The organism is Sphingomonas sp. P3_C6 (assembly GCF_056402595.1).
On record NZ_JBFUHB010000015.1, the window covers coordinates 1 to 24,569 of the forward strand.

Genomic DNA, 24,569 nt, shown 5'->3' on the forward strand with positions numbered 1-24,569 from the left:
AGGCGGAAGGGCTTCCGTCCGCACCATCCTCTTCCTCGTCGCCAATATCGCCCGCAAGTTCGACCCGACCCTGAACGACTTCCATCAACGACTCACCCAACAGGGAAAACCAAAAATGGTCGTCCGCATCGCCCTTGCAAGAAAACTCCTCGTCAGACTCAATTCAAAGGCACGCGAAACACGCGCACAACTCGCCATCGCTCTTTGAAATCGTTGACACGCCAGATAGTCGCTCATCGACAGACAATCGCGGCGAACCGTCAGCGCCGTTTTCCAGGGCGAAACAGCCAAAATGCTGGCTGTTATCTGGCTGTTATTCGATAACAGCCAGCATGATCGCAAATAGCTGAAATTACGTCGCAAATCTGGATACGAAATCCAACATAACAGCCAGCAAAAAATAATCGGCCAGGAACAGCCAGACACATCGCCTTTCCCGCCCGTACATCGAAGCCCATGACCCTCAGGCCAGCACCGGCTCAGGCTCGTCCTGCTCCACCGGCGGCCCGAGCAGGGCCGGCTCGAACACCAGCGCGCAGATCAGCGTCCAGATGAGCGAGATCATCAGAATCTTGCCCATGCTCGCGGTGCCCGGATGGTGCGATAGCCAAAGGCTGCCGAATGCCGTGCCCGTGGCGAGCGCGCTGAACAGCACCGCGCGGGCTAGGCTCGACTGGAGCAGCCCGGTCGCACCGTTCCGCCACGCCATCACGAAATAGATGTGAAACGCGACGCCGACCCCGAACAGCAGCGGGAAGGCGATGATGTTGGCGAAGTTGATCGGCTGGCCGATCAGCACGCAGGTCGCGAGTGTCAGGAAGATCGACAGGATCACCGGCGCCAGGGTGAACATCACTTCGCGCAGGTTGCGCAGCACCGCCAGAAGCAACAGACTGACCAGCACGAAGGCGATCACCCCGGCCTGCACGAACGCACCGGCGACGGTGAAGGCTGCTGCCTGGGTCGCGACCGGCAGGCCCGAAATCGCGGGCGTCACCGTCGCCACCGCGGCGCGGAAACGCTTGATCACCTGGTTGTCGTTGCCATCGCCCTTGGGAAAAACCTGCAGCCGGGCACGGCCATCGGGGGCGATCCAGTCGCGGACCATGTCGGCTGGCAGGCTCTCGCGCGTGACCGGCTCGGCCTGAAGCGCCGCCCGAACCTGATCGAGCATCACCGTCAGCGGCCGCGACAGCATCGCGTTCACCTCGGCGCGTTTGGCCGGCGTCGCCGAGGCGAGCCGGTCGAACGCGGCCGCAAGGCGCCGTGCATCGGCGACACCCTGCCCTGCCCCGTCGACAGCCTTCAGCCGCCCCGCCACCTGGCGAAGCGACGTAACCAATGCCGCATCATCGGGCGCCGGTGCGATATCGAACGGGTTAAGCGTCAGGTCGAGCAGGACCGACGCGTCCTGGATCAGGGTCAGCTTGGCGGTCTGATCCTCGGGCACGAAGCTGTCGACCGAGATCACCTGCCCTACTTCGGGCAGCGCCGATAGGCGCTTCACCAGCCCCGCTGCCGCCTGGGGGCTCGGCGCGAGCACGTCGATCGTGTTGGGCGTCCGGTCAGGGTCGCGGGTCAGGTCGGTCAGCGCCTGCATCGACGCCGCCTTGGGATCGCGCAGATGGAGCGGGTTGAAATCGAACACGACCCAGGGAAGCAACGCGATGCTCACCACCATCGACAGGCCGAAGGCCCAGAGCACTGCCTTGCGCCGCCGTTCGAGGAAGCGGTCGGCCGGCGCGAATTGAGCGAACCCCACCTCGCCGCGCGGGGCGCCGGGGCGCAACAGCAGGACCAGCGCAGGCAACAAGGTCACGCTGAACAGCAGCGCGATTACCATGCCGAGGCCAGCGATCACGCCAAGCTCGGCGATGCCGATATAGGCGGTTGGCAGGAAAGCGCCGAAACCGAGGAACACCGCGCCTGCGGCGAGCAGCAGCGGCGCGCCGAGCGCCGTCGCCGCGGCCTGCAACGCCGCGGCCGGGGCAAGCCCCGTCACCCGCTCGGCATTGTAGCGCACGCAGATCTGGATACCGAAATCCACGCCGAGCCCGACGAACAAGGGAATGAAGGCAACCGAGATCAGGTTGAGCCGCCCGACCGCGAGCAGCCCCACGGCTAGGGTGACGATCAGCCCTAGGATGATCGTGCCGAAAATGGCGGCGACCAGCCTGACCGACCGTGTCGCGAACCAAAGCGTCACCAGCATCGCGCCGAGCATGACCATGCCCACCGCGCCGATATTCTCCTGCAGCGTCGCGAATTCCTCATCGGCAAGCGGCACCTCGCCCGTCAGCCGCACCGAGACGCCGTGGGCCGCATCGAGGCGTAGCCCTGCTGCAGCGGCATGGACCGCGTCGCTCGCGGCTTCGCCGGGCATAAGCGCGCTGTGATCGAGCACCGGCTGGGCCAGGATCAGGCGGCGCTTCGGCGGGCCGAGCGGTCCCGCACCGGTCGCGAACAATTGCTGCCACGAGAACCAGGCGGGTTTGCCCGCCAGCGACCGCTCGGTCGCCTCGGCCAACGCCCGCATCGGCCGGTCGATCTGGTCGAGCGTCGCCGCCTTCGCCTCGACCCCGTCGAGCATCGTCGACAACGCGCCGCTCACGCCGCGAAGCGACGGATCGGCGGCGAGCGGCCCGAGCATCGGTTGCGCCTCGATCAGCGCCGCGGTCGCCTTGCGGACATCCTCGCGCGATCCGAACAACAGCCCTTCGCGGGCGAAGAACTCACCCCCATCTGGCCGCCGCACCAATTTGAAATGCGCCTTGTCCTCGCCCAATTGAACGGTCAGCTTCGCCGCAGCATCCTCGGCCAGTTCAGGCGTCTGGCCATCGATCACCACGACCATCACGTCGCGCAACTGGGGAAAGGCGGCTTCCATCGCTCTTTCCTGCCTGCGCCAGTCGATATCGGGCGAGATCAACGCCGCCGTATCGGTCGTCATGTCGAACCGCGCCGCCGTGAAGAACAGCGACACGCCGGCCAGGACCAGCGAGAGGATAAGCGTCAGCCAGGGCCGGCGAACGCTCGCCGTCACCAACGCGGGAATCGGTGATCTCATGCCGTCAGCGTGCCTTTGCCGGCCCGGAAGCCCCAAGGAAATAACGCATCTTCAGCCCGATCGCCTGCTCCTGCCCGTTAAAGGCGAACACCGCATCGGCCCATTTCGGCGGCCCGAGGCTGATCCGGGCATCGTTCGAAAAGCCGACGCCTTCCTTCGGAATACCGAACAGCGCACGATCGACCTTCTTGTTACGGTTCTCGTCATGGAACACCTGTGCCGCATAACGCCCGGCAGGCAGGCCGTGGACAGTGACGATGGTGACACCGGCATGGGCCGGAGAATCCCCGACATAGGGACAATCGTCCTTCAGGAACTGCGCCTGCGGGCAGATGTCGACATGGACCACACCGGCCGAATTGCGGACATTGTCGATCCGGATCGTCAGCGTACCGTTAGGTGCCGGCGCCGCCGCAGCGACGCCGAACCCGATCAGAAGGGCGAACGAGGCTCGTGTCCGCTTAAACGACATCGCGCCTCGCCTCCTCGACGACGCCACCCGAGTTATGGCGGAGTGCCTTGAGCACGGTGTCGACGATGGCATCGGCATCGAGACCAGCCTCGGCATATTGCTTCTCGGGCTTGTCCTGATCCTGGAACGTGTCGGGCAGGCGCATGGTGCGGATCTTGAGGCCCGCATCGACCAGCCCCGTGTCGCTCGCAAGCGTCAGCACATGCGCGCCGAGGCCGCCGACCGAGCCTTCCTCGATCGTCACCGCGACCTCATGCGTGGTCAGCAGCTTGCGGATCAGGGCCTCGTCCAGCGGCTTGGCGAACCGCAGGTCGGCGACCGTGGTCGACAGACCCCGCGCATCCAGCGCATCGGCCGCCTTCAGCGCCTCGCCCAGCCGCGTGCCCAGCGAGAGGATCGCCACCTTCTTGCCCTCGCGCATGATCCGGCCCTTGCCGATCTCCAGCAGCAGCGGTGTCTCGGGCAGAGCAACCCCCGTCCCGTTGCCGCGCGGATACCGCACCGCGATCGGACCTGAGTCATGCTCGACACAGGTGTGGGTCATATGGACCAGCTCCGCCTCGTCGGCCGCCGCCATCACCACGAAGTTGGGAAGCGTCGCGAGATAGGTCACGTCGAAGCTGCCGGCATGGGTCGCACCGTCCGCGCCTACCAGCCCGGCCCGGTCGATCGCAAAGCGGACCGGCAGGTTCTGGATCGCCACGTCATGCACGACCTGGTCATAGGCGCGCTGCAGGAAGGTCGAGTAGATCGCGCAGAACGGCCGCATGCCCTGGGCGGCAAGCCCGGCTGCAAACGTCACCGCATGCTGCTCGGCAATGCCCACGTCGAAGAACCGGTCGGGATAGGCGCTCGCGAACTTGTCGAGGCCCGTGCCCGACGGCATCGCTGCGGTGATCGCGCAGATCCGGCGGTCGGTCGCCGCTTCCTTCACCAGCGCTTCACCGAACACATTCTGGTACGCAGGCGGTCCCGGCGGCGCCTTGGCCTGGGCACCGGTGATCACGTCGAACCGCTGCACCCCGTGATATTTGTCCGCCGCCGCCTCGGCAGGGGCATAGCCCTTGCCCTTCTTGGTCACGACATGGACCAGGATCGGCCCGTGATCGGCATCGCGCACATTCTCGAGCACCGGGATCAGCTGGTCGAGATTATGGCCGTCGACCGGCCCCACATAATAAAAGCCCAGCTCCTCGAACAAGGTGCCGCCCATCGCCATGCCGCGCGCGAACTCGTCGGTCTTCTTCGCCGCCGAATGAAGCGGCCGCGGCAGCTTGCGCGCCAGCCGGCGCGCCAGATCGCGCAGGCTCAGGAACTCGCGGCTCGACACGATCCGCGACAGATAGGCCGACAGCCCCCCCACCGGCGGCGCGATCGACATGTCGTTGTCGTTCAGGATCACCACCAGCCGGTTGCCGGCGGCCTCGGCATTGTTCATCGCCTCATAGGCCATGCCTGCGCTCATCGCGCCGTCGCCGATCACCGCGATCGCCTTGCCCGGCTCGTCCTTGATCTTGTTGGCGATCGCAAAGCCCAGCGCCGATGAGATCGAGGTCGACGAATGCGCCGCCCCGAACGGGTCATACTCGCTCTCGCTGCGCTTGGTAAAACCGCTTAGGCCCCCACCCATGCGCAGCGTCCTGATCCGGTCCCGGCGCCCGGTCAGGATCTTGTGCGGATAGCATTGATGCCCGACATCCCAGATCAGCCGGTCGCGCGGCGTGTCGAACACATAATGGATCGCCGTCGTCAGCTCGACCACGCCAAGCCCCGACCCAAGGTGACCACCCGTCACCCCCACCGCCGCAATCGTCTCGGCACGCAACTCGTCGGCAAGTTGGCGAAGCCTCGTCGGAGGAAGGGCCCGCAAATCCGCGGGCGTGCGTACCGTGTCCAGCAACGGGGTCTTGAAATCAGGATTCATGCTAAAACCGGATCTCCTTCGGCGCCCTTCCTAGTCGAAGCGACCGCAGACGCAATCAAAGAGGTTCGCGCCTGAACAGCGCCGGAACGCCGTGGCTGCTCCGTACATTGGGTCCGGCAGGACGAATTCCAGTCCCCTCTCCTCTCCGGGCACTGACAATCCGGCAGGTTCGGCATGCGCGCGCACGGCGCGGCGGGGCGAATCACAATGACAGCCCCGGATGAGCGCGATGGTTGCGGAGAAAGAACGATGTAGCGCTGGGAGCGGAACAGAGCCTCGAAAATGCGGAGCGGCCATTCAGCGGCGGGCTTCGCGTCGGCATGCTCGCCCCTGTCCTACGCTCGACGTCGTCACCGCGAACTGCCTGCCATGTTGCGATGGCCATGTCGCAAGCGCCGGCTAGGCCTGAGCCGACGTGGGGAAAGCTGGCCAGATGGGCGACCTAACCCCATGCTGGGCAGGCATTGGCCCTGTTGGGAGGCGGCGGATATGATCTGCAGCCTCCCATTTCCAATGGTTCGCTATTTGTTGAAATATTTCTTGTTCGCCAGCCGGGCCTGGGCGACCTGCGGCGTTGGCAGGCCGACAGTCTCGGGCGAGAATCCCCCGCCCGCCACGCCGAAGAACAGGAAGCTGAAGTCGAACCCATTCTGAGTCTGGGCGATGCCATGGCACCCCTGGCAACCACCGCTCGACGTCAGGCTTCCGGGGTTGTTGTGATAATCGATGACGTTGGTCTGGTTGCGGATGTTGGTCAGCACACCATTGGTGATCGGCGGGAAGCCCCGGAAAAGCTGAATACCCGGCTGGCTGCTCTCGACCACGATATTGGCCAGGTAGAAATCCCTGGTGTTTTCATTGTTGGTAGGAATCGCCTGGACCCCAGCCAGCTTATAATATTGCCAGACGAAATTCTGGCCAAAGCCAGGGATCTTCCGCATCGCGGCAAGCGCCTGGCTGTTTACGTTCGTAACCTCGGGCACCGTCGGGACCGGAGAGGTGACTGGAACTGCCACCGCGCCATTCTTCAGCACCTTCGCGCCGGCTATGCTGCTGACATTGCCGAGCGGCAGGGCAACGCCATTTGTGCCATAGGGCTGCGCCCTCGGCGCGTTCACGTTGAACCCGATATTCGGATTCTGCACCGTTTTGCCGCTGGGCGGGAAGGTCGTGGTGGCGGGGGTGGTGTAGCCGATGGATCCATAGGCCGGAACATAATAGACGCCGCTAGGCTGGCCCGTGACCTGGTTCCGGAAATCATCGACCTGTTCGAACGTCGCGAAGATGAACGCCGGATAGTTCGGCGTCTTGTGGATGATGTGCAGCGCGATCAGCGCATAGGGCACCACCCTCGTCACGGGGCTCGAATCGGCGCCACTATAAGTGAGCACGTTCGAGACATGATAACGATAGCGCTGGCTGGACGGGATCGACGAGAGTGGGCGCCACGCCGCCTTCACCTCAACCGTCGTGGTCGGCAGCGTGATGCCTGGTGAAAGATGGAACGGGCCGAACTTCGGAATGAAGCTCGCATAATTCGCGTTCACATAATTGGATTCATACTGGTTGACCTTGGCCTCGAACAACACCTGCGGGTCGGTCGCCGGCTGGGGATTGCCCGGCGTGGTCGGGAAGAACAGCGTGTTTTGACCGATCTGGTTGGCCTCATCCAGATTGTTGAAGGGGAGCGGCCCGCCGCCGGGAAGGGTGATGCTGCTGCAAAGCTGCGGGTTCGAGCCGGAAACGGTGGTCACATATGTAGGCGCTGCTCCCCAAGGCTGGGGCGGGGTCGGCGTCGAGGACGTTCCGTTGACGTTGCAGGGGAACAGCTCGGTGCGGTGCTGATAGGTTTCCCAGACCAGCGGCCCGGCATTGGCATTGCCGGAGGCGGCGAAGCTGCCGCCGGGCACGCCCCGGCTGCCGGCCGCATTGGGCGCGACTGCCGAGATGAATTCGAGCCAGGCAAAGGTCGCCAGATCCTGATGCGCGACAGCGCCGTTACGATAGATATCGGCCGGGATCAGCGGATTGGGATTGGTCATGTCGGATGTCTGGAGCGGCCGGCCGGGCCCGACCACGGGGCCGAAAGGCGGCGGCGCGGGCGATGCTGCAGGTACGGGCGACGAAGTCTGGGCCATGGCAGCGGCAGCCGCCAGCGACCCCGCGCACAGGAGCAAAGTAATCGTCTTCATGACAACCCCCTATTGAGAGAGATCGATAAGCACCCTAAAATTCTTTGAATATCCTGATGACGAGACTTTATGACTGGGCGCGACCACCAGCAATGAAAGAAGAGGCCACAATGGCTATAGTGCGGATGAAAAACCTTTCCAGGCCGGCAACCAGATCGAGAATTATTTGATCCGGATTCCGTCGACCGCGGCGACCCAGCAGCCCGGTGCGATCGGCCAGGCATCGACATGGTGCATGCCCTTGCCGTTCCAGCCCGCGCCCACCGGGCCGAGAATCGGGCTTTCGGCACATTCCCGCTCGGCATATCGATCAGGCGTCAGACAGGTGATCTCGAACGCGCGGACGCCACCGCCATAGCGGCGACCGCAATCCTGCGCGAACCGATACAAACGCCCGTCCCAGGCGACGACCCGCCCGCCAGGCCGCGCCCTGCTCCTGTCGCCCACGATCAAGGGACTGGCCGGATGCTCGTGCCACGCCCCCTGGAGCGTTTCCGCATGGAACAAGGCGAGCGTGTCGTGGCTCGACGGTGCCGGACAGACAAACATCCACCAGCGATCTTCGAAACGGAACAGGGACGGATCGGCCAGCCGGCCCGGAATCAGGTCGGCGGCCGGCACCCAGCGGGTCGGGAACGGATCGGCGCGGTAAAGGCGCACGGCGCCCGCGCCCAGCGTCTCCGGCACCATGAAGACGCCATCCTCATGCTCGAACACATGGGGATAAGACAGATGGAACGGCTCGCTCAGCACGATCCCGCGATAGGACCAGGCAACCATATCCGGGCTGCTCGCCCATCCGATCTCCCCGGTCTGCCGGTCATGATTCAGCACCTCGAAGAACAGATGCCATTCGCCCCGATATGGCAGCAGGAACGGATCGGCGACGAAGGCGGCCGGCACATCGGTCACTTGCTCGCGCGTCATGATCGGATTGGCGATGTCGCGCGGCGGGGCGAGATGCAGCGGATCGGGGCCGGCATATAACCCGATCGACCAGGGATCGGGCGGCAAGGGCCTCCCGGTCATACCAGCCGCCCGATCTCACGCTGCCCGGAGCACCAGCGCAGCTTGTAGGTCTCGACCCCGCGAAGATAGTCGAACTCGGCCATCCCAAGCGCGCAGGCCTCCCGCACGGCGGCATCTGCCATCAGCATGCCGGGCGAGAAGGTCGCGAACTCTGCGAGGAACCCGGCATTCCAGTTTCCGAGGCTGTCGGCACCCCGCATGCAGATGTTCAGTCCGATCAGCCGGTTCCCGGCCCAGAGGCCAAACAGCGGCGCACCGCCCTCGCGCCACAATTCCGGGAGCGCCGCGGTAACGAAGGCCCGCGCTGCCGGGTCGCGCAAAAACAGGCTGCGGTCGCCGAAACGGGCACGCTGCATGTCGAGGAAAAAGGCGGCCGGATCGATCGCAGCATCGCATTCGGGATCGAGTCGACGGGCGACGACGCCATGTCGCGCCGCGCGGCGTATAACGAGCGCCAGTTCTCGCTGAAAGCCCGGGCTTCGCGCGGCGAACCAGCCTTCATAACCGGCGGAAAGATCGGCGATCGGGCAGATGAATTTCTTCTCCACCAGCACCGGCACATCTGCCCCGGCCAGCGCGCAGTTGGAATCGGCGCGGATGCAGGTCATGTCGAGGCGCGGAAAGCGGCTCCGCGCAAAGATCATGAGCCGCCGCGCCGCGGCGACATCACCGTCCGCTACGACCAGATCGTTATAGTCACTCAACAGGGTGGCGAAGCGGGCAGCTTCTTCCTGCAGATGCCATATCAGGGGAAAGATGCCGACAAGGCTCCCGGCCCGGCGCGCGGCGATCACGCATGGCATTTGCCCGGGCCAGGCATCGAGCGCCGCCAGATACCAGGTCGGTCCGCTAAAAGCGCGGTTGCAGCGGGAGCGCCCAAGCAGCGCGTGCCATTCCGATGCCACGGCCCCGACCGCATCGCGGCTGTCGAGCAACGCGCAACTGATGCCCCCCGTGACGATCTCGAGATCGGCCTCGACGACGCCCGGGTCCTCATGGATCAAGGTTGCGACCCCCGCCACCGGCGGCTGAGGCTCACCGGCCGAAGCATTCCAGACGACCCGCTGGGCGGAAGGAAGCTTCTCGATCTGCCCCCTGAGCGCGTCGGTGCGCAGCAGCGCCATCGCCGTGGCACGCCCCAAGTCGTAGCGCCGCGACACGCCGTCGACGAAACCGGCCGGATCGAGACAGGATTGCACGAGCAGATCGAGTTGGCTCGTCCCGGTGGCCGCCCGGCACATCAGATGGGCCGGCGGGCCGCCATGCAGCCGTGCCCCGATCTCCACCAGCACCGGGCCATCCCCGTCGACGATCACCTCGCAATGTCCCGCGCCGTGGCGGATCTCCAGCGCATCGAGCACCCGTATCGCAAAGGCAAAGAGCATATCGGCCAGGGCACCGTCCGGCCGCAGCAATTCCTTGGTAGACAACAGGCCGACCGTATTGAAGCCGGGCATCGGCTTGCCATAGGCCCATAGGGCGGCGAGGCGATGGCGCCCGCCAACACTGACCGTATCGACGACATATTCCCGCCCGGCCAGGAATTCCTGCACCAGCACCGTCTCGTTGCGGAAGCCAAGCCGATCGACATGGCCATGGACCGCATGAAACGCGCGCGACACCTCTTCCCGCGACGAGCACAGATATACACCGTCCGATCCCTTCGCCCGACGCGGCTTCAGCACGGCGGGCCAATGTCCATCCTCATCGATCCAGGCCATGATATCGTAGAGATTGTCGGACTCGATCTGCCGCGGCACCCTGATACCGTGCCGGCCGACCTGTTCGATCATGCGGGCCTTATCGCGTCGTGCCTCGCTGAGGCGCGTGCCGTTCCCAGGAACACCCAGCGCCTCCCCGAGCCGATCGGCCAGGGTCACCCCACGTTCCGATCCGGCGATCACGTGCTCGACGGCGCGCTCCTTCAGCGCCCGGACCATGTCTTCGAACATGCCGGACCAGGGCAGCAGATGCACAAAGGCGGTCGGGTCAAAGGATGCGACCGCTTCCTGCGGCACCTCGGCCGTGCTCCCTACCATCACCGTAGCCACGCCATGCCCGGCAAAGGTCGGCGCCAGCAAAGCGCCGGCATCATAAGGATCGACGATGGCGACGGTGCGCAGCATCACGGTTTCTGGAAGGCCCCGCGCCACACCTGCTTGATCAGGTTGCCCTCTGGATCGAAGCTCGTCACCGGCTCGAGGATGAGTTGCTTCCAGCCGGCGAACAGCTCTTCGCAATAGTCACGACTGAAGAAGTGCATCGTCTGGCCGCCGGACAGCACATAGGATCGAGGACCCAGCCGACGCTCGGGCGGCTGAAACGCGAGCCGCCGCTCCAGATCCTCCATCGAATTCGCGTGGAAGAGAAAGAGCCCGCGCGGTCCCAGGCAGCGATGGACCTCGCCGACGATACGCCTGAGGGCAATATCGTCGAACGAATGCAGCACCAGATTGCTGACCACCGCGTCGAAAGCCCCGTCTTCAAACGGCAGCGGCACCCCGACATCGCCTTGCCTGAACTCGACCGCCAGGCCTTCGTCATCGGCGAGCCGCCGCGCCTGATCGATCGCGACCTGGGCGAAATCCATGCCCTCGGCCTGAAATCCTCGCCGCGCGAGCGCCAGCGCGTCATAGCCGGTGCCGCATCCGAGATCGAAGATGCGGCGACAGCCCCGCTCGTTCAGCAGCGGCAGGAACGGCTCCATCCATTGACTCGACCGGTCGGGTTCGCCGGCGGCGAGGATCGACCGGAAACGCGTATCCCACACGCTCGCCGCTGCATAATGCTCGTCAGTCGTCATGAGAGGAAGAAGGCCCTTTCTCCGATGCCGCGAGCGGGGCTACACTTGCCGCCCGAACAGTTCCTGCCTTGTTGGCGCAGTCCTCGCTGGAGTGAAAGATGACGAAACCACCGAAAGCGGTTCGATTCATCATCTTGAATGCAACCAGAACCGGCAGCAATTTCCTGTGCACGGTGCTGAATTCTCATCCGGACATCCTGTGCCACCACGAAATCTTCAATCCGCATGTGATCGGCGTGGCGCGGCACCTTCAGGATACCGATTTCAGGCTGGGCAGCATGGAGGAACGGCAACGCGATCCGGTCGAGTTTCTCAACCGGGTGTGGTCCACCAACCTCGGCCGGGCCGCGGTGGGGTTCAAGATGTGCCTGTGGCAGCATGAGCCGGCTTATCGCGCCTTGCTGCCCGACCTGTCGGTGCGCAAGATCATCCTGAAAAGGCGCAACCGGGTGAAAAGCTTCGTATCGCTGCTGCTCGCGCGGCAAACCGGGGAATGGGTAGTCTATGACGATCGCGGCGCCCCCGCACCGCGGCCCCGGGTGCATGTCGATCATGCGGCACTGCTGGAGAATATCGCCCTTCACCAACGCTTCTATGCGGAAACCGAGCAAACCCTCCGCGAGACGGGCCAGGACCACGCACTGCTCTGGTACGAGGATCTGTTCGGGCCGAACGGAATCGAACCCGCTCTATCTTTTATCGGCGCCAAAGGCCGACCCGCCCAGCCGGAGGGCCAGACCTGGAAACTGACCCCGGCCGTCCTGCGGGAAACCATATCGAACTATGATGCGCTCAGCGAGGCGTTACGGGGAACCGAGCTCGAGGCAGAGCTTCACGAGACGGGACGTTAGAGCGATTCCAGATAGCGCGCGAAATGGCCGGCATCGGTGTCGGGAAGGAAGCGCCGCGCCGCTTCGCGAGACGCGGCCGCGCAACGCCGGTACGCCCCTGCATCCGTCAGCAGGCCATGCAGCGCCGCCTGCCACGGCGCGACATCTTGTGGCGGCGCGACATGCCCCTTCTCCGTCCGTTTTGCGGGGGCCACCGGCAGGATAAAATCCACCCCGAGCTTCGCCTCGGGCTGGCCGCCGAGATTGCCGGCCAGAACCGGAATGCTGCGCAGCATTGCGTCGATCGCGACGTACCCGAACGTCTCCGGAACCAGCGATGGCGCCACCAGGATCCGCGTGTCGCGAAGGACGATGCCGATATCGTCGGCCGGTTCGACTATCGTCACGTTCGGCAGGCGAGAGAGTTGTTCCCGCACGGCCGCGTCGCCACCCCAGGTCGGCACGGCGGCGAAGGGTGTATCGGCAAACACCCTCGCCAGTTCGAGGAAGATCGGCAGCCCTTTGACGAGGCAGGGATTGATCATCGTCACATAGCCGGAGTCAGGGTCGTCGTGCGCCTCGAACGGCCCTTTGCCGAACACCGGAAAGTGCAGCCTGACCGAGTCCAGGCCACCGAATTCGCGGAGATAGACCCGGCTGTGCTCGCTGACCGCAACCACGCCCCGGGCACGTCGCAACCTTTCATGCTGGACCGGATCATGCCTCTCGGCCTCGGGGCCGAAGGGCAGATGGAAATGGGTATGGACCAGTGCCACCACCCTGTCCGGCGCGCAGCTCAGGGCGACATCGAGCAACATCGCGGGACGATCGTCGGAGACGAGGATCCAGTCGGGCTCGATCTCGGCAATGAGTCTTTCGATCCGCTCGCGTGCCTCGGGGCCGTCGAGATCGAGCGCCTCTACCCGCACGCCTTCATGGCGATAGGACATGCCGCCCTCGCCGGCCTCGACCGAGATGCCCTGTGCCGCCAGCGCCGTCGCGCTGAAGCGATCGGCCAGAACCCGGCGTTCACCTGGCGTGCGCGACACCGCGTGGCAATCGAACCCGCGCGCTGCCAGCTCGGCCAGCAAGAGCCGGTTTGCCTTGTTGCCCCCGCCATAGGACGGAAAATACACGGCATCCTGCAGCAGGAATATGGTCGCGCCCATTGCGGGCACTAGGTGCCCGGCACGCCCCATGGTCAAGCCGAGTAGCTGTCAAAATGGGGGCATCCGCTATGCGCCTCCTGTGATCCGCCCGGTACAGTTCGGCATCGATCACCGGGGGAGAGACATGTGCGCGACCTGATCTGCGGATTGCTCGGTTCGCCAGAAACCGCGGGCGCCGGCACCTCGGCCGGCCGCGCGCGCGACCTAACCGTGTCATGGCTGCGCTGGCATTATTTCGGCGAGATCGTCGAGGATGCCGATCTGCACCGCCTGCTTACGCGTGCGCGCTCGGCCGGAACGCGCTATTGCCTCGTCCAGGGCTATGGCCATGTCGTTGCCGAACATGCCGGCCCGAACGGCGGCAAGGCGCGCAGCTTCTTCGACGCGTTGCACGGCTGGACCAGCGGCCGCGATTTCATTTTTGCCGGCATTCCGGACCGCTGCCTGCTGGTCGACCTGATCGCCTGGACGCAAAAGGGGGAGCCCGGCCCTGGCGCCGCACCACCACTTCCTTTCGGGCCCGAGCTGGAAGGGCATCTGATCGATCTGCGGCCGGACCTCAGCGCCGCGGCCGGTTTTCTCGGCTTTCTCGACGAGATGTCGGAAAAGGCCGGTCGCGGCGTGTTCGTGCTGAATTATGAATCCTATGACGATGTCGCCGAACCGCCGCCCGGCTTCACCGCACCCGTTTCCACTCTTTATTGCGTTGCGGCCGGGCTGAAGCCGAACCGCATTCTGGCCACTCACGGGATCGACGCGGACAGCCGGGTCCTGTTCTTCGACTACAGCACCAAGGCGCTGGATTTCCGCCGCCGGTTGGACGGCGAATGGGACGGGCGCGACTATCCGAATTTCCTGCGCCGTCTGTTCGAACAGCAGGAAGGCGCCCATTATTATCTCTGGCCCGGCGCCTCGCCCGACAACATGGATTGGACCGAGCTCAAGCGCCTGTGGACGGCCGAGCTGACCCGTTGGGGCGGCGCTGAAAGCTTCGAGGATCATTGGCGCCAGTTCCGCGGGCTGCAGCGCGACTATCTTCTCTGCAACATTCTCGAGGCCGATCCCCTGCTTGCACGGGTCAGGAACGAGCCCGGCGCGCTGATCTGGTGGAGCAATGCCTTCTGCACCATCTTCAGCGCGACCCATTACAGCCTGGAGGAAAAGCGCCGGATCTATGAGGACTGGATCGTCCGCCTCGCCGAAGCAGCACCGGGTATCTTCCTTTACGGCTCCGACCATAGCAACAGCAGCGTCAATGCGATCACGGCGCGGGATTATCGCGACCGCTATTTCGCGCATGGCGGCGATCCCCTGCTCGCCCGCGCGTTCCACCGTCAGTCGATCAGGTTCTGATCCGATAAAAACCCCGCCGCGAACCGGGTTCGCGGCGGGGCAGGTTCAGGCGAGGATCAGCGGAAGACAACCGTGTTGGGGAAGACGTGGCTGATACTGGTGCCCTGCGTACCGTCGGCGTCGTTATGGCAGCTGAAGCAGTTGCTTGCCGTCGCCCCCGGGTCGGGATTGCCCGGCCGCACCTGCTGGAAGGTTTCCATGGTGGTGTTCGCGACGAACTGCGACCCGATCAGCTGGTACCCCGGCTGAGGCGGGATGATGCGGTTGCTCCAGATCGCCCCGACCAGGAAATAATTGGCCAGCGCCTTGCCGGTGGTGCCCGACGCAGCCAGCTTCGGCTGAAGCGACTGCATCAGCGATACGAGCAGCGTGTTGTTGAGCACCGCCGGGTCGGTCGGCGTCGGCGTCGTCGGCTGCTGGCTTCCCCATGGATTGAGGCGCGCCACGCTGGTTGCGGTCAGCATTCCGGATGATGCGACGATGCTACTGTCGTTACCAGACGATGCCGTCTCGACGATCACGTCAGGTGCGGTGGAGGCACCCTTCGTCCCGTTATAGAAGATCGATGGCTGGCTGCTCGTCGTGCTGAAGGTAACGGTGTTGAGGCAGGTAGTGCCCGCCTTGCACGCCTTGGCCACCGGATCGTAATTCTGGTTGAGATAGGAATAGGTCGAATCCGGGCTGTTGAAGTTCGATTCGAACGTCGCCCAGACCATCTCCGGGTGGTTGTTGACCGATCCGACGACATGCATGCCGACCATCGCCAATGTGCGGGTGACCATGGTCGTGCCGTCCCAGCTCAGCACCAACTGCCCCTTGCTGTTCAGCGCCTGCGAAAAGGCCGGGACATCCGATTTGATCGTGACGAGGCTGCTTGTCTGCGCCGGGGTTAGATAAGCCGTATCGACCCAGGCGCTCTTCACCTCGACCGCGAGCTGGCTCAGGTTCGGCAGAGTCTTGCCCGACGCGGTCTGAATCTGCTTCGCCTGGTCGAGCGTGATCGGGAAATTGGTCTTGTTCGGGCCCGCATTATAATAGGGCACCTTGCGCCAATGCTCCTTGAGCGCGGTGAAGACGTCATTCTCCTGGATCGCGTAATAAACGACCGGATAGGTCGAGAGGCCCGTTTTCCCGGGTACGGCGACCGGCTTGCCGTTGACGATCAGCACGCCACCGCCCGCCTGGCCGGTAGAGTCGGTGTCACCCGCCGGACCGGCGGCGACACTGTTGGTGCTGTTGGCCGATTTCAGCAGCAGCACCTTGGGCTTGTTGACCCGCACCCTGAACGACACATTGGCCTTGCCCTGAGCATCGACGCCGGTGCTGTTGACCAGCTGGAAGGCGCCGGTGCTGGTGTCCTCGACCGCATTGTCGAATTTCGGCGAGAACATCAGCAGGTTGCCGCGGGTATCCTTGGTCGTCAGCCACAGGAACATCTGCGACGACCATTTGTAGAATTTGCAGTCTGACGACGGATCGAAGCTGGCGCTGTCAGGCGGCGCGAAATTGCTGCCGACCTTCCAGGTCGCGAATTCAGCGCTGGTCACCGCGCAGAGCGGCGCCGGCCCGGCGGGCGCCTGGGACTGGACTGAGCTTTTGGCAGCGACGCCCACAAACAGGAATAGACACGCCGACAATAGCCATCTGCTCGGTGTCATTTCGAATGCTCCTTCAAGATCGATGAAAGTCCGGAACGCTCACAACATGGGGCAATTGCTGCTGGATCAGGGGGCGCCGACCCGCTGGGTCATCGCGCGATAGACATTGCGCACGGAGAGATCGAAGACCGAAACGAGATAGACCCCGCCGTCATAGGAGGAGGCGATCAGCTCATCGCCACCGTGCGACAGCGAACTGATGCCATTGGCGGCGATCGTCCGCCGGGTAACGCGGCCGGTGCTCAGATCGGCCTTGATCAGCGCGCCCCAATAATCGCCGACGATCACGGTATCCGCATCCCAGAAGCAAAGCGATTTGGGGGAACGCCGGCCAAGCTCGATCGAATGGGTCAGCCGACCATCCGCCACGTCATAGACGTTCAGCGTAAAATCGCGCGAAGCGCTGGCAATGCGGTCGCCTGCCGGAGAAAGATCGACATCGTCGACGATCGCCGTGTGCCCGGGGAAATGCCGTACTATTTCGCCGTCGAGCGTCCAGGACAGGAGCCCGCCATCGGCGCTGCAACTGACGCCGAGCGGCTGGCTGGGATGCAGGCGCAGCGCCTTCACCGCGCCATCATGCAGGGCATGCGCCCGCACCACCATTCCGTCAGGCGAAACGCGGACGATCGCACCGCTATAGCAGGCCGCGAACAGCGCGCCCTCGTGCCCGGCGCACTGCGCAACCCGGATCGAGTTGATCGGCCCCTGCCCCAGCGCCACCGCCGCCACACTTTCCAGCCCGGCGCCGTCGAAGATGTGCAGCTTGTGATCGTGCGATCCGGCGATCACGCGATCTGCCTTGGGATCGCGTGTCACCGCATTCATCAGCCGGCGGCCGCCCGGCGGCGCGGTGCGCGCGGTCAGGGCGGCTTCCTGACCGGTCAGCCGGATCAGCCGCACCATGCCGTCGTCGGCAACCAGCGCAACGCTGCCGTCAGCGGCCCCTGCGGCTTCGTTGAAACAGGCATTGCCCTGGTCGCCCGGCGCTCCGCCGACCTCCCGAAGGATCTCGCCCGATGCGGTATCCCATTGCACGACGGTGCCGTCGAAGGTGCCGGCCAGGATCGTCGCGCCATCAGGCGACCAGCCGAAAGAGCGCTCCCATTTCGACGCGTGATTTTCCAGATCGACCTTGGGCGTGTAGGACGACGCATCCCAGATCGTGATCCGCTGATCATAGGCGCAGGACAGGATGTCGCCATTGACCGGCGAGACGGCGACCTTCTTGATCCCGGATCCATGTGCCTCGATCGAGGCCAGCGCCGTGCCGTCACGACTGTCGAAGACGCGGATGATGCCGTCGTCGCAGCCCAGCACCACCCGGTTGTTCTGCATGTCGATGGCGCAGGTGTCGGTTTCGGTTTCGAACGGCCCCCAGGTGCGGAGCAACGCACCCGTGGCGATGTCCCATTGCCGCAGGGTCATGTCGTCGCCGGACGAGTAGATCAGCCCGTCGCGGCAGGCGACCGACAGCACATCCTTCTCGTGCCCCTCGATCGTCCGACGGATCGCGCCGGTGGCGAGATCCCACACGATGATCCGCCGGTCGCGCGACGCGGAGACGCCGGTCGACGCATCGACAAAGGCGAAGCCTTCGACGTCGTCGCTATGCCCGCGGAGGACAAGCGCCAGCTTCCGGTCGCGCAGGTTCCAGATGTGGATGTCGTAATCGGACGAGGAGGACGCAGCCCATATCCCGTCCTCGCTCACCGTGACATGGTTGGCGAGATGCCGGTGATAGCCGAGCAGCTCGACAGTGCCGGCTTCCAGATCGAACAGCGACACCGCTCCGTCATAGGCGACGGCAACCGCAGCGGCCCGGTCGGGAATGGCAGCGACCGAGGTGACCGGCCCGCGATGGCGGGTGAAGCTGTCGGCCGCGATAGCGGAAAGAGGGGCGTTGAGCATCCGGGGCGCTCCTAGGACGTGAATTCGTGGCAACGGAGTTCGGGGACGTCCCGGCGATAAAGGTCGTCGAGCAGCGGAGTGCCGCGCAGGGCGGCGGCAAGCTCGTCGAAATTCTCCACCACCGCGCCGAGATCGGTCGGGCCGCGCTTGTGGCTCGCGGCGGGTAGCGGCCCCTGAGTCTCGATGCCGAGAAAGGAGAGGATCGCGGCCACCTCGTCGGGATCGGCCAGCGCCTCATAACAGGTGTCGAACCAGGATTGCCCCGTCGTGCGCAGGCTGCCCTCGATCCGCGCATAATAGGCAGCGTTGAGAGCACCGTGCCGCATCAGCTCAGCGGGTTCTATGCGAACCAGGGGCATCGCCAGATCGGCCGGCGTGTCGAAACTCTCCCACACGCCGGTAGCGAGGGCGATCTCCTCCGACACATAGGTCCGCACCTGATTGCGGCGCCGGAGCAGGATCTTGCGCACGCCGGCATCGCCAAGCAGGGCGCTCATTGCATGCTCGCTCTCATCCCGGTTCATCTTGAAGCCGATTGCCCGGGCACCGCCATCCGCTGCCCAGACCGCGTCGAGAAAGGCGGCGGGGTCACAATCCCGTTCGGCCAGGCTGCCGGGCAGACCTTCCTTACTCCGCCACCCGCGCGCCCAATGGATTCCGTCCGGATTGAACAGGCCGTGATGGCACAGGATGTGGGGATGAGCATCGAGCAGGCTGCACAGCAGGTTGCTGCCCGTTCGTGGCGCAGCGAAGATGACGAATCGGGCCACGGCTTGAGTCACCGCGCCGCGCCCGCAGCGACTGCGACCTCTGCCGAGCCGGACTCGAGCAGGAAGCCTTCTCCGAACGCACTCGCCCGGAATTCGACGGGCAAGGCGCCAAGCGTATCGCGGGCACCCCGATCGGCCCCTTCGGCCGTGCGTGCGCGCACATAGATCGTGACGCAGTCGGCAAGGCCCTGGCTGAAGAAAGAGCGCAACAAGGTGGGTCCGCCTTCGACCAGCAGGCTCTCGATGCCATGCTCGTAAAGAGATGCCAGCGGCACGTTTAGGTCATGGCCACTCATCGGCAGCGCGACAGCACCCGGATCGACATGATCGTGCGAGCTGATGACGAAGGCCAGCGCGCCGGGATGCGACATCGCGCAGGGCTGCGACCCGGCGAAGATCACGCGGTTGGGCTGACGACGTGGCTCGCGCCCAAGCTTCTCGGGGCGAACCGTCAGGCGTGGCCGGTCGATGTTCCATGTCTTGCCGCCGACCGCGATCGCATCATAGCGCTCCCGCAGGACGTGAACCCTGTGCCAGTCCGCGCCGCAGGAGATGTTCCCGGAGAGTCCCTGCGGCTGGGATATGCTGCGGGCGTCTTCGGTTGCGAAGTTGATATGGATGAAGGGCCGCCGCATTCACTTCTCCAGTGGCTTTCCGTCCAAAACCAATGTCCCTGAAGACAATGGGATTTACAGGAAAACGAGGCACAACACCGGCACTGAATAGCATGGAGCGAGATGCGAGAAAGAAGCGTTGCAACCATTTATAGTGGAACTTCGAACATTTCCAAAAGCGTGAATGCAGAGTCGTAGTTCATGAAGATTTTACCACCATTCATGTTATATTTCCGGTGGACTTAACCCTTGATCAAAGGCCCTCCGCAAAGTGCCGACTATCCGGCCAGCCTTTCCCCGGGGGCGGTTCCAATCGACCGGAATCGAACTCCGCCCGTCCGGGCAGGATGACATGGGGGACGGCCCCGAGCGTTAACCCACCGGGTATCCGTGTGACAGCCGCCGCGTCGGCATCGCACGGTCAAAGCAACTGCAGGGTACCGTCCTTCAAGGTCAGCAGCGCGCCGGATATGTCATAGGCGTCCCCAGCCGCGATCTGCGGGGCGATTTCGGCCAGCTCGGCCACCGCCCGTGCGTTGGCGCCGCCGCACACCATCAGCCGGTCGCGGCTCGGTATGGCGAAGACAGGATCGCCCTCCAGTTCGAGCGGCGCGATCCAATCCGTGGCAAGCAGGATCAGGCTCGCATCGAAAATGCCGTCGAGCTCGATCCGATATCTGCCCTCGCCGCCGACTGCCTCCAGTCCGGATGCGCGTTTCGCCAGATTCGACATCGCCCGATCGACGAGCTGGGCTTCGTCGCACACTCCCTCCAGATCGGGCGCCTTCACATAGGAAATGCTCGCTTCAAGGTCCTGGGCGAAGACGATGATCAGATCCGATACGAAGGGACGGAGCACGAAATCCACCTCGCGACCAGCCTGGGCGCTCGCGGTGTCGAGCCAGGATCGCGATTTGATGAGAGGCATGACCAGATCGAGATCGAGGCGCCGCGGTTCGGCCGCGGCGCGCGCCGAGGCAAGCTGCGCCTCCAGCACTGGATCGAGCGCATCCGGATCACCCCTGTACTGCGCATAGGCGTTGTTCAGGAACTGGGTCATCGTCCCGCCATCGGCCCAGGTCAGGCGAATGCCGGTATCGACCCGCTCGACCGTCAGGTCCGGAGCCTTCTCCGCCAGCATCGCCACATAGTGATCGGCGAATTGGTCGCGGCTCAACGGGGCCGGCGGCTGCGTCGCATCGCCAGTGCCCCGCCCAAAGAGCTTCGAAAGCAGGCTCATCGCGATCCTTTCCCGTTAGCGTCGGATAAAAACATGTCTCGGAAACCGCATGCCCGAACCAAATATGGCAGCAGGAATCGGAAAAACCGCAACATGACCTGCCCCCTTTCCTTGCGCTCAGCGATGATCGAACGAGGAACCGGCGTTACGGTTCCTGCCATGCATTGATCTCCCGCGGACAGGCTGGTCCGCCGTGCGACTGTCGACCCGGGATGGCTCGACCGCGGGGAGGTTTCTCCTCCACAGGGCTCCAGAGGGTGCGGTACGAACCGCGGTCGTCCAAAAAAGTTACGGATTTTTCGTGCTCGTCCGTCTATCAGGACGGGAGCGATGAAGAATCGCACCGTCGATCGAGGATCCACCGGACCGTGCAGGGCATGTTGGCAGTGACGAAGAACGTAGCGGCGTACGCCCTGCCTTCGCACGCCCGAATGCCCCGCGTCCCCGCCTGCGCCTCGATCCGACTTATTATCGGGACCCGAATTACGACCGGGCAGATTCTCGCGATCTGATCCCATCGGTCTGAGGCGCTGGCGCGGGACGCATCCGCCACGCCGAATCAATAATTCAGTGTTTTCCGAAAGATACATCCATGGACTTTTCCCGTGCGCATGATGCGCATCCGCCTGAGCAAGTCGTTCGCCTGCAAGATCCAGCAAGCGGTCTGGACGGCGTCATCGCCCTCCATTCCTCCCAGCTCGGCCCTGCCGCCGGCGGTTGCCGCTTATGGACCTATCCCGATCTCAACCACGCCACGCAGGACGCGCTGCGCCTCGCCGAGGGGATGAGCTACAAGAATGCCCTTGCCGGGCTGCCGCTTGGCGGCGGCAAGACAGTACTCCGCCGCCCTGAAGGAGATTTCGATCGCGCCGCCCTGTTTCGTGCCTTTGGCGAAGCGGTTGACGAGCTTGGGGGTCGTTACGTCACCGCCGAGGATGTCGGCACCACCGTCGGCGACATGGCCGAAGTGGCACGGCATACGCGCCATGTCGCAGGCCTGCCGCCGCAGGACGCCCGGCCCGGTGGCGATCCTTCGCCCTGGACGGCACTCGGAGTCTTCCGCGCGATGCAGGCAGCGGCCGAGCATCGGCTTGGCCGGCCGATCGGCGATTGCACCGTCGCGATCCAGGGCCTGGGCTCGGTCGGCGCGGCGCTCGCCTATCTGCTCCACGACGCCGGGGCGCGCCTGATCGTCGCCGAACCGCGATCCGCCGTCGTCGCGGCGGTGGCGACCCGGACCGGCGCCGAGGTCGCGTCGCTCGGCGCCGTGCTGGAGGCGCGCTGCGACATCCTCGCGCCCTGCGCGCTGGGGGGTGTGCTCAATGCCCGGACCATCCCGAAGCTGCGCGCCGCCGTGATCTGCGGCGCCGCGAACAACCAGCTCGGGAATGAGGCGGACGGTGCGGCCCTCGCCGATCGTGGCGTGCTCTATGCGCCGGATTACGTCGTTAATGCTGGCGGCATCATCAATGTCTGCGCCGAATATCTCGGCTGGGACAGAGAGGAGGTCGCCGCCCGCATCGATGCGATCCCAGGCCGCCTGCATCAGGTCTGGGCCGAAGCCGAACAATCGGGCGTCGCCGTCAATGTCGCGGCCGACCGGCTCGCTCGGGCGACCATCGCGCGTGGCCGGGCACCAGCATTGGCGCTTCCATGACGGAGGTTCGACGGCCCCTGGCGCGCTACAGGCTCCAGGGTGCCGACGATCCGGAGCTGATCCCGCGGGTCTTCGGCCAGTTCGCACGGCGCGGGCTCGTGCCCGGTTTCGCTCTGGTCCGTCGCGCCGACGGGCAGGTAAGGATCCAGATCGAGGCGACCGACGTGGATGCGCATGACGCGCGTATCCTGGCCGCGACCTTGCGCAGCCAGTTCCTGATCGACGAGGTGACGCTCGACTTCGAGGAACCGGCCTGACCTGCTATCCGAAACGCGCGATCGAATAGGGCACGGGCCGGCGGCGGTCGGTCCAAGCCCCATCGCTCGCCATTCGGCAAGTCGATCTCCCGCAGCCAGCGGCCGCTGGACCGGGGGATTTCGTTTCGCGGCGATGCGCTCGGCTCCGCGGACGACCGTCTTCCCCCGCATGGTCCAGGCGCTTGCCATCTTGCGCGTTCGCGGAGCGACGGTATCCAAGGGCGAGGCGACCGAATTCAACGCCGTGAACGAAAGCGGCCATGACGATGCAGGGTGAAGCCGGATATCATGGTCATGCGCTCGACCGTGTGGCGCGAGACGGCGGCAGCGCGCGGATCGACCGGAACATCGCCGTCGAGACACCCGTCGCGATCGAGATCAACGGCCTCGGCTATGCCGTCATGATGGCGACGCCGGCCGACCTGGTCGATTTCGCTTATGGTTTTGTCGCGTCGGAACGGCTGGTCGACGGTCCCGGGGATATCGTCGATGTCGATTGCCACTCGACCGAACGCGGCGAAATCGTGCGCATCACCCTGACCTCGGCGCGCGCCGGGCGGGTGATCGATCGCGTACGGCACCGAATATCGGAATCGTCCTGCGGGCTGTGCGGGATCGAGAATCTGGAACAGGCGATGCGCCCCCTGCCGATACTGCCCGCCGCCGAACCGATCGCGCCCGCTGCCGTCTTCCGCGCGCTCGATGCGATGCGCGAGGCTCAACGACTCAACCGGGAGACGGGCGCGGTCCATGGAGCCCTTGCCTGCGACGGCGACGGCGCGATCCTCTTCACCCGCGAGGATGTCGGCCGCCACAATGCGTTCGACAAACTGATCGGCGCGATGGCGCGGGACCGCCGGGGTTGGCGCGATACCTTCGCCCTGCTGTCATCGCGCTGCTCCTATGAGCTGGTCGAGAAGGCCGCCATGGCGGGTTGCGCCACGCTGGTGACGATATCCGCCCCGACCACACTCGCCCTGTCCCGCGCGGCGGAGGCGAATGTCACGCTGCTATCGCTGGCGCGACCCGACAGTTTCCTGCGCGCGCCGGAGCAGGGCTGAACCATGCCGATCCTGGGCATCGTCCTGGCCGGCGGCACGGCACGGCGTTTCGGGTCGGACAAGGCGCTTGCGCTGGTTGGCGGCCATCCGCTGATCGAGCATGCGATCGCGGCGCTGGCGCCGCTGGTCGACCGGATCGCCATCTCGGGCCGGACCTACAAGGATTATCCGGGCCTGCCCGATCGCCCGGCCCCTGGCCTCGGGCCGCTTGGCGGGCTGAACGCGGCCTTGCATCATGCGGTCGACCATGGATTTGCCGGCGTCCTCTCGGTCCCCTGCGATGTCCCCGCCTATCCGCCGGGGCTGCTCGCCCAACTGGCCTCAGGAACCGATGCCACGATACTCGGCGGGCTACCCGTCTGTGGCTATTGGCCTTCGGCGCTCGCACCGCGCCTCGACGGGCATTTGCAGCAGGAGGGCAGCCTGTCGATGCGCCGATGGGCCGAGCTCGTCGGCGCGGTCAGTATCGAAACGCCCGAAGCCCTGCCGAACGTCAACACCCCCGCAGACCTGGTTGGGCTGGATTCCGGCCACCACAATCGATGATCCGAAGCCCAACCTG

Annotated in this window: 19 protein-coding genes and 1 pseudogene; 7 read left to right on the top strand and 13 right to left on the bottom strand. The window is 64.8% G+C overall.

Going from position 1 to position 24,569, the window contains the following annotated elements:
* Positions 1 to 208, top strand: a pseudogene (locus tag AC1DT7_RS14840) (IS110 family transposase); the annotation flags it as partial.
* A gap of 255 nt (positions 209 to 463) precedes the next feature.
* On the opposite strand, the gene hpnN reads toward AC1DT7_RS14840, so the two are convergent.
* From hpnN to AC1DT7_RS14875, 7 genes are all read right to left on the bottom strand, one after another.
* Positions 464 to 3,067, bottom strand: coding sequence for a hopanoid transporter HpnN (gene hpnN, locus AC1DT7_RS14845; RefSeq protein ID WP_478036801.1), 2,604 nt, complete (start codon positions 3,065 to 3,067; stop codon positions 464 to 466).
* Positions 3,068 to 3,071: 4 nt separating this feature from the next.
* Complete coding sequence (locus AC1DT7_RS14850) at positions 3,072 to 3,539, bottom strand: DUF2141 domain-containing protein (protein WP_478036802.1); 468 nt, start codon at positions 3,537 to 3,539, stop codon at positions 3,072 to 3,074.
* The gene (gene dxs, locus AC1DT7_RS14855; protein WP_478036803.1) at positions 3,529 to 5,463 is read right to left on the bottom strand and encodes a 1-deoxy-D-xylulose-5-phosphate synthase; all 1,935 of its coding nucleotides are present in this window, start codon (positions 5,461 to 5,463) and stop codon (positions 3,529 to 3,531) included. The genes AC1DT7_RS14850 and dxs overlap by 11 nt, the downstream gene beginning before the upstream one ends.
* A 521-nt stretch (positions 5,464 to 5,984) precedes the next feature.
* Positions 5,985 to 7,655 carry a hypothetical protein gene (locus AC1DT7_RS14860; RefSeq protein WP_478036804.1) on the bottom strand — a complete coding sequence of 557 codons (1,671 nt, stop codon included), beginning with the start codon at positions 7,653 to 7,655 and terminating at the stop codon, positions 5,985 to 5,987.
* A gap of 162 nt (positions 7,656 to 7,817) precedes the next feature.
* Complete coding sequence (locus tag AC1DT7_RS14865; RefSeq protein WP_478036805.1) at positions 7,818 to 8,684, bottom strand: glucosamine inositolphosphorylceramide transferase family protein; 867 nt, start codon at positions 8,682 to 8,684, stop codon at positions 7,818 to 7,820.
* Positions 8,681 to 10,810 carry a GNAT family N-acetyltransferase gene (locus AC1DT7_RS14870; RefSeq protein ID WP_478036806.1) on the bottom strand — a complete coding sequence of 710 codons (2,130 nt, stop codon included), beginning with the start codon at positions 10,808 to 10,810 and terminating at the stop codon, positions 8,681 to 8,683. The genes AC1DT7_RS14865 and AC1DT7_RS14870 overlap by 4 nt, the downstream gene beginning before the upstream one ends.
* Complete coding sequence (locus AC1DT7_RS14875) at positions 10,810 to 11,487, bottom strand: class I SAM-dependent methyltransferase (protein WP_478036807.1); 678 nt, start codon at positions 11,485 to 11,487, stop codon at positions 10,810 to 10,812. Before AC1DT7_RS14875 ends, AC1DT7_RS14870 begins: the two co-directional genes overlap by 1 nt.
* Before the next feature lie 98 nt (positions 11,488 to 11,585).
* On the opposite strand from AC1DT7_RS14875, the gene AC1DT7_RS14880 reads away from it, so the two are divergent.
* A complete protein-coding gene (locus AC1DT7_RS14880; RefSeq protein ID WP_478036808.1) occupies positions 11,586 to 12,338 on the top strand; it encodes a hypothetical protein in 753 nt (250 codons plus the stop codon).
* Here AC1DT7_RS14880 and AC1DT7_RS14885 read toward each other — a convergent pair.
* Positions 12,335 to 13,486, bottom strand: a complete 1,152-nt coding sequence (locus AC1DT7_RS14885; protein ID WP_478036809.1) for a glycosyltransferase family 4 protein — start codon at positions 13,484 to 13,486, stop codon at positions 12,335 to 12,337. The two genes, AC1DT7_RS14880 and AC1DT7_RS14885, sit on opposite strands and share 4 nt — an antisense overlap.
* 126 nt (positions 13,487 to 13,612) lie before the next feature.
* Here AC1DT7_RS14885 and AC1DT7_RS14890 point away from each other — a divergent pair, with 126 nt between their 5' ends.
* The gene (locus tag AC1DT7_RS14890) at positions 13,613 to 14,839 is read left to right on the top strand and encodes a hypothetical protein (RefSeq protein ID WP_478036810.1); all 1,227 of its coding nucleotides are present in this window, start codon (positions 13,613 to 13,615) and stop codon (positions 14,837 to 14,839) included.
* Positions 14,840 to 14,895: 56 nt separating this feature from the next.
* On the opposite strand, the gene AC1DT7_RS14895 is transcribed toward AC1DT7_RS14890, so the two are convergent.
* The 5 genes from AC1DT7_RS14895 to AC1DT7_RS14915 form a co-directional block, all read right to left on the bottom strand.
* Entirely contained in the window at positions 14,896 to 16,497 is a 1,602-nt protein-coding gene (locus tag AC1DT7_RS14895) for a hypothetical protein (protein WP_478036811.1), read from the bottom strand.
* Positions 16,498 to 16,563: 66 nt separating this feature from the next.
* Positions 16,564 to 18,408 (bottom strand): WD40 repeat domain-containing protein, encoded by a 1,845-nt coding sequence (locus AC1DT7_RS14900; protein ID WP_478036812.1) that lies wholly within the window; start codon positions 18,406 to 18,408, stop codon positions 16,564 to 16,566.
* 11 nt (positions 18,409 to 18,419) lie between these two features.
* Entirely contained in the window at positions 18,420 to 19,190 is a 771-nt protein-coding gene (locus AC1DT7_RS14905) for a hypothetical protein (protein WP_478036813.1), read from the bottom strand.
* On the bottom strand, positions 19,187 to 19,813 hold the full coding sequence (locus AC1DT7_RS14910) for a RibD family protein (RefSeq protein WP_478036814.1): 627 nt from the start codon (positions 19,811 to 19,813) through the stop codon (positions 19,187 to 19,189). Before AC1DT7_RS14910 ends, AC1DT7_RS14905 begins: the two co-directional genes overlap by 4 nt.
* 400 nt (positions 19,814 to 20,213) lie before the next feature.
* Complete coding sequence (locus AC1DT7_RS14915; protein ID WP_478036815.1) at positions 20,214 to 21,032, bottom strand: DUF1444 domain-containing protein; 819 nt, start codon at positions 21,030 to 21,032, stop codon at positions 20,214 to 20,216.
* Between the two features lie 592 nt (positions 21,033 to 21,624).
* Here AC1DT7_RS14915 and AC1DT7_RS14920 point away from each other — a divergent pair.
* From AC1DT7_RS14920 to mobA, 4 genes are all read left to right on the top strand, one after another.
* The gene (locus tag AC1DT7_RS14920; RefSeq protein ID WP_478036816.1) at positions 21,625 to 22,689 is read left to right on the top strand and encodes a Glu/Leu/Phe/Val family dehydrogenase; all 1,065 of its coding nucleotides are present in this window, start codon (positions 21,625 to 21,627) and stop codon (positions 22,687 to 22,689) included.
* A complete protein-coding gene (locus AC1DT7_RS14925) occupies positions 22,686 to 22,946 on the top strand; it encodes a hypothetical protein (protein WP_478036817.1) in 261 nt (86 codons plus the stop codon). The genes AC1DT7_RS14920 and AC1DT7_RS14925 overlap by 4 nt, the downstream gene beginning before the upstream one ends.
* Before the next feature lie 260 nt (positions 22,947 to 23,206).
* Positions 23,207 to 24,007 carry a formate dehydrogenase accessory sulfurtransferase FdhD gene (fdhD, locus tag AC1DT7_RS14930; protein ID WP_478036818.1) on the top strand — a complete coding sequence of 267 codons (801 nt, stop codon included), beginning with the start codon at positions 23,207 to 23,209 and terminating at the stop codon, positions 24,005 to 24,007.
* Between the two features lie 3 nt (positions 24,008 to 24,010).
* Positions 24,011 to 24,553: a molybdenum cofactor guanylyltransferase gene (gene mobA / locus AC1DT7_RS14935; protein WP_478036819.1), complete on the top strand. Its 543-nt coding sequence runs from the start codon at positions 24,011 to 24,013 to the stop codon at positions 24,551 to 24,553.
* Positions 24,554 to 24,569: the final 16 nt, after the last annotated feature.

Coding starts and splice junctions, on each gene's coding strand:
- hpnN (WP_478036801.1), bottom strand. CDS start 3,067: ATGAGATCACCGATTCCCGCGTTGGTGACGGCGAGCGTTCGCCGGCCC.
- AC1DT7_RS14850 (WP_478036802.1), bottom strand. CDS start 3,539: ATGTCGTTTAAGCGGACACGAGCCTCGTTCGCCCTTCTGATCGGGTTC.
- dxs (WP_478036803.1), bottom strand. CDS start 5,463: ATGAATCCTGATTTCAAGACCCCGTTGCTGGACACGGTACGCACGCCC.
- AC1DT7_RS14860 (WP_478036804.1), bottom strand. CDS start 7,655: ATGAAGACGATTACTTTGCTCCTGTGCGCGGGGTCGCTGGCGGCTGCC.
- AC1DT7_RS14865 (WP_478036805.1), bottom strand. CDS start 8,684: ATGACCGGGAGGCCCTTGCCGCCCGATCCCTGGTCGATCGGGTTATAT.
- AC1DT7_RS14870 (WP_478036806.1), bottom strand. CDS start 10,810: ATGCTGCGCACCGTCGCCATCGTCGATCCTTATGATGCCGGCGCTTTG.
- AC1DT7_RS14875 (WP_478036807.1), bottom strand. CDS start 11,487: ATGACGACTGACGAGCATTATGCAGCGGCGAGCGTGTGGGATACGCGT.
- AC1DT7_RS14880 (WP_478036808.1), top strand. CDS start 11,586: ATGACGAAACCACCGAAAGCGGTTCGATTCATCATCTTGAATGCAACC.
- AC1DT7_RS14885 (WP_478036809.1), bottom strand. CDS start 13,486: ATGGGCGCGACCATATTCCTGCTGCAGGATGCCGTGTATTTTCCGTCC.
- AC1DT7_RS14895 (WP_478036811.1), bottom strand. CDS start 16,497: ATGACACCGAGCAGATGGCTATTGTCGGCGTGTCTATTCCTGTTTGTG.
- AC1DT7_RS14900 (WP_478036812.1), bottom strand. CDS start 18,408: ATGCTCAACGCCCCTCTTTCCGCTATCGCGGCCGACAGCTTCACCCGC.
- AC1DT7_RS14910 (WP_478036814.1), bottom strand. CDS start 19,813: ATGCGGCGGCCCTTCATCCATATCAACTTCGCAACCGAAGACGCCCGC.
- AC1DT7_RS14915 (WP_478036815.1), bottom strand. CDS start 21,032: ATGAGCCTGCTTTCGAAGCTCTTTGGGCGGGGCACTGGCGATGCGACG.
- AC1DT7_RS14920 (WP_478036816.1), top strand. CDS start 21,625: ATGGACTTTTCCCGTGCGCATGATGCGCATCCGCCTGAGCAAGTCGTT.
- AC1DT7_RS14925 (WP_478036817.1), top strand. CDS start 22,686: ATGACGGAGGTTCGACGGCCCCTGGCGCGCTACAGGCTCCAGGGTGCC.
- fdhD (WP_478036818.1), top strand. CDS start 23,207: ATGACGATGCAGGGTGAAGCCGGATATCATGGTCATGCGCTCGACCGT.
- mobA (WP_478036819.1), top strand. CDS start 24,011: ATGCCGATCCTGGGCATCGTCCTGGCCGGCGGCACGGCACGGCGTTTC.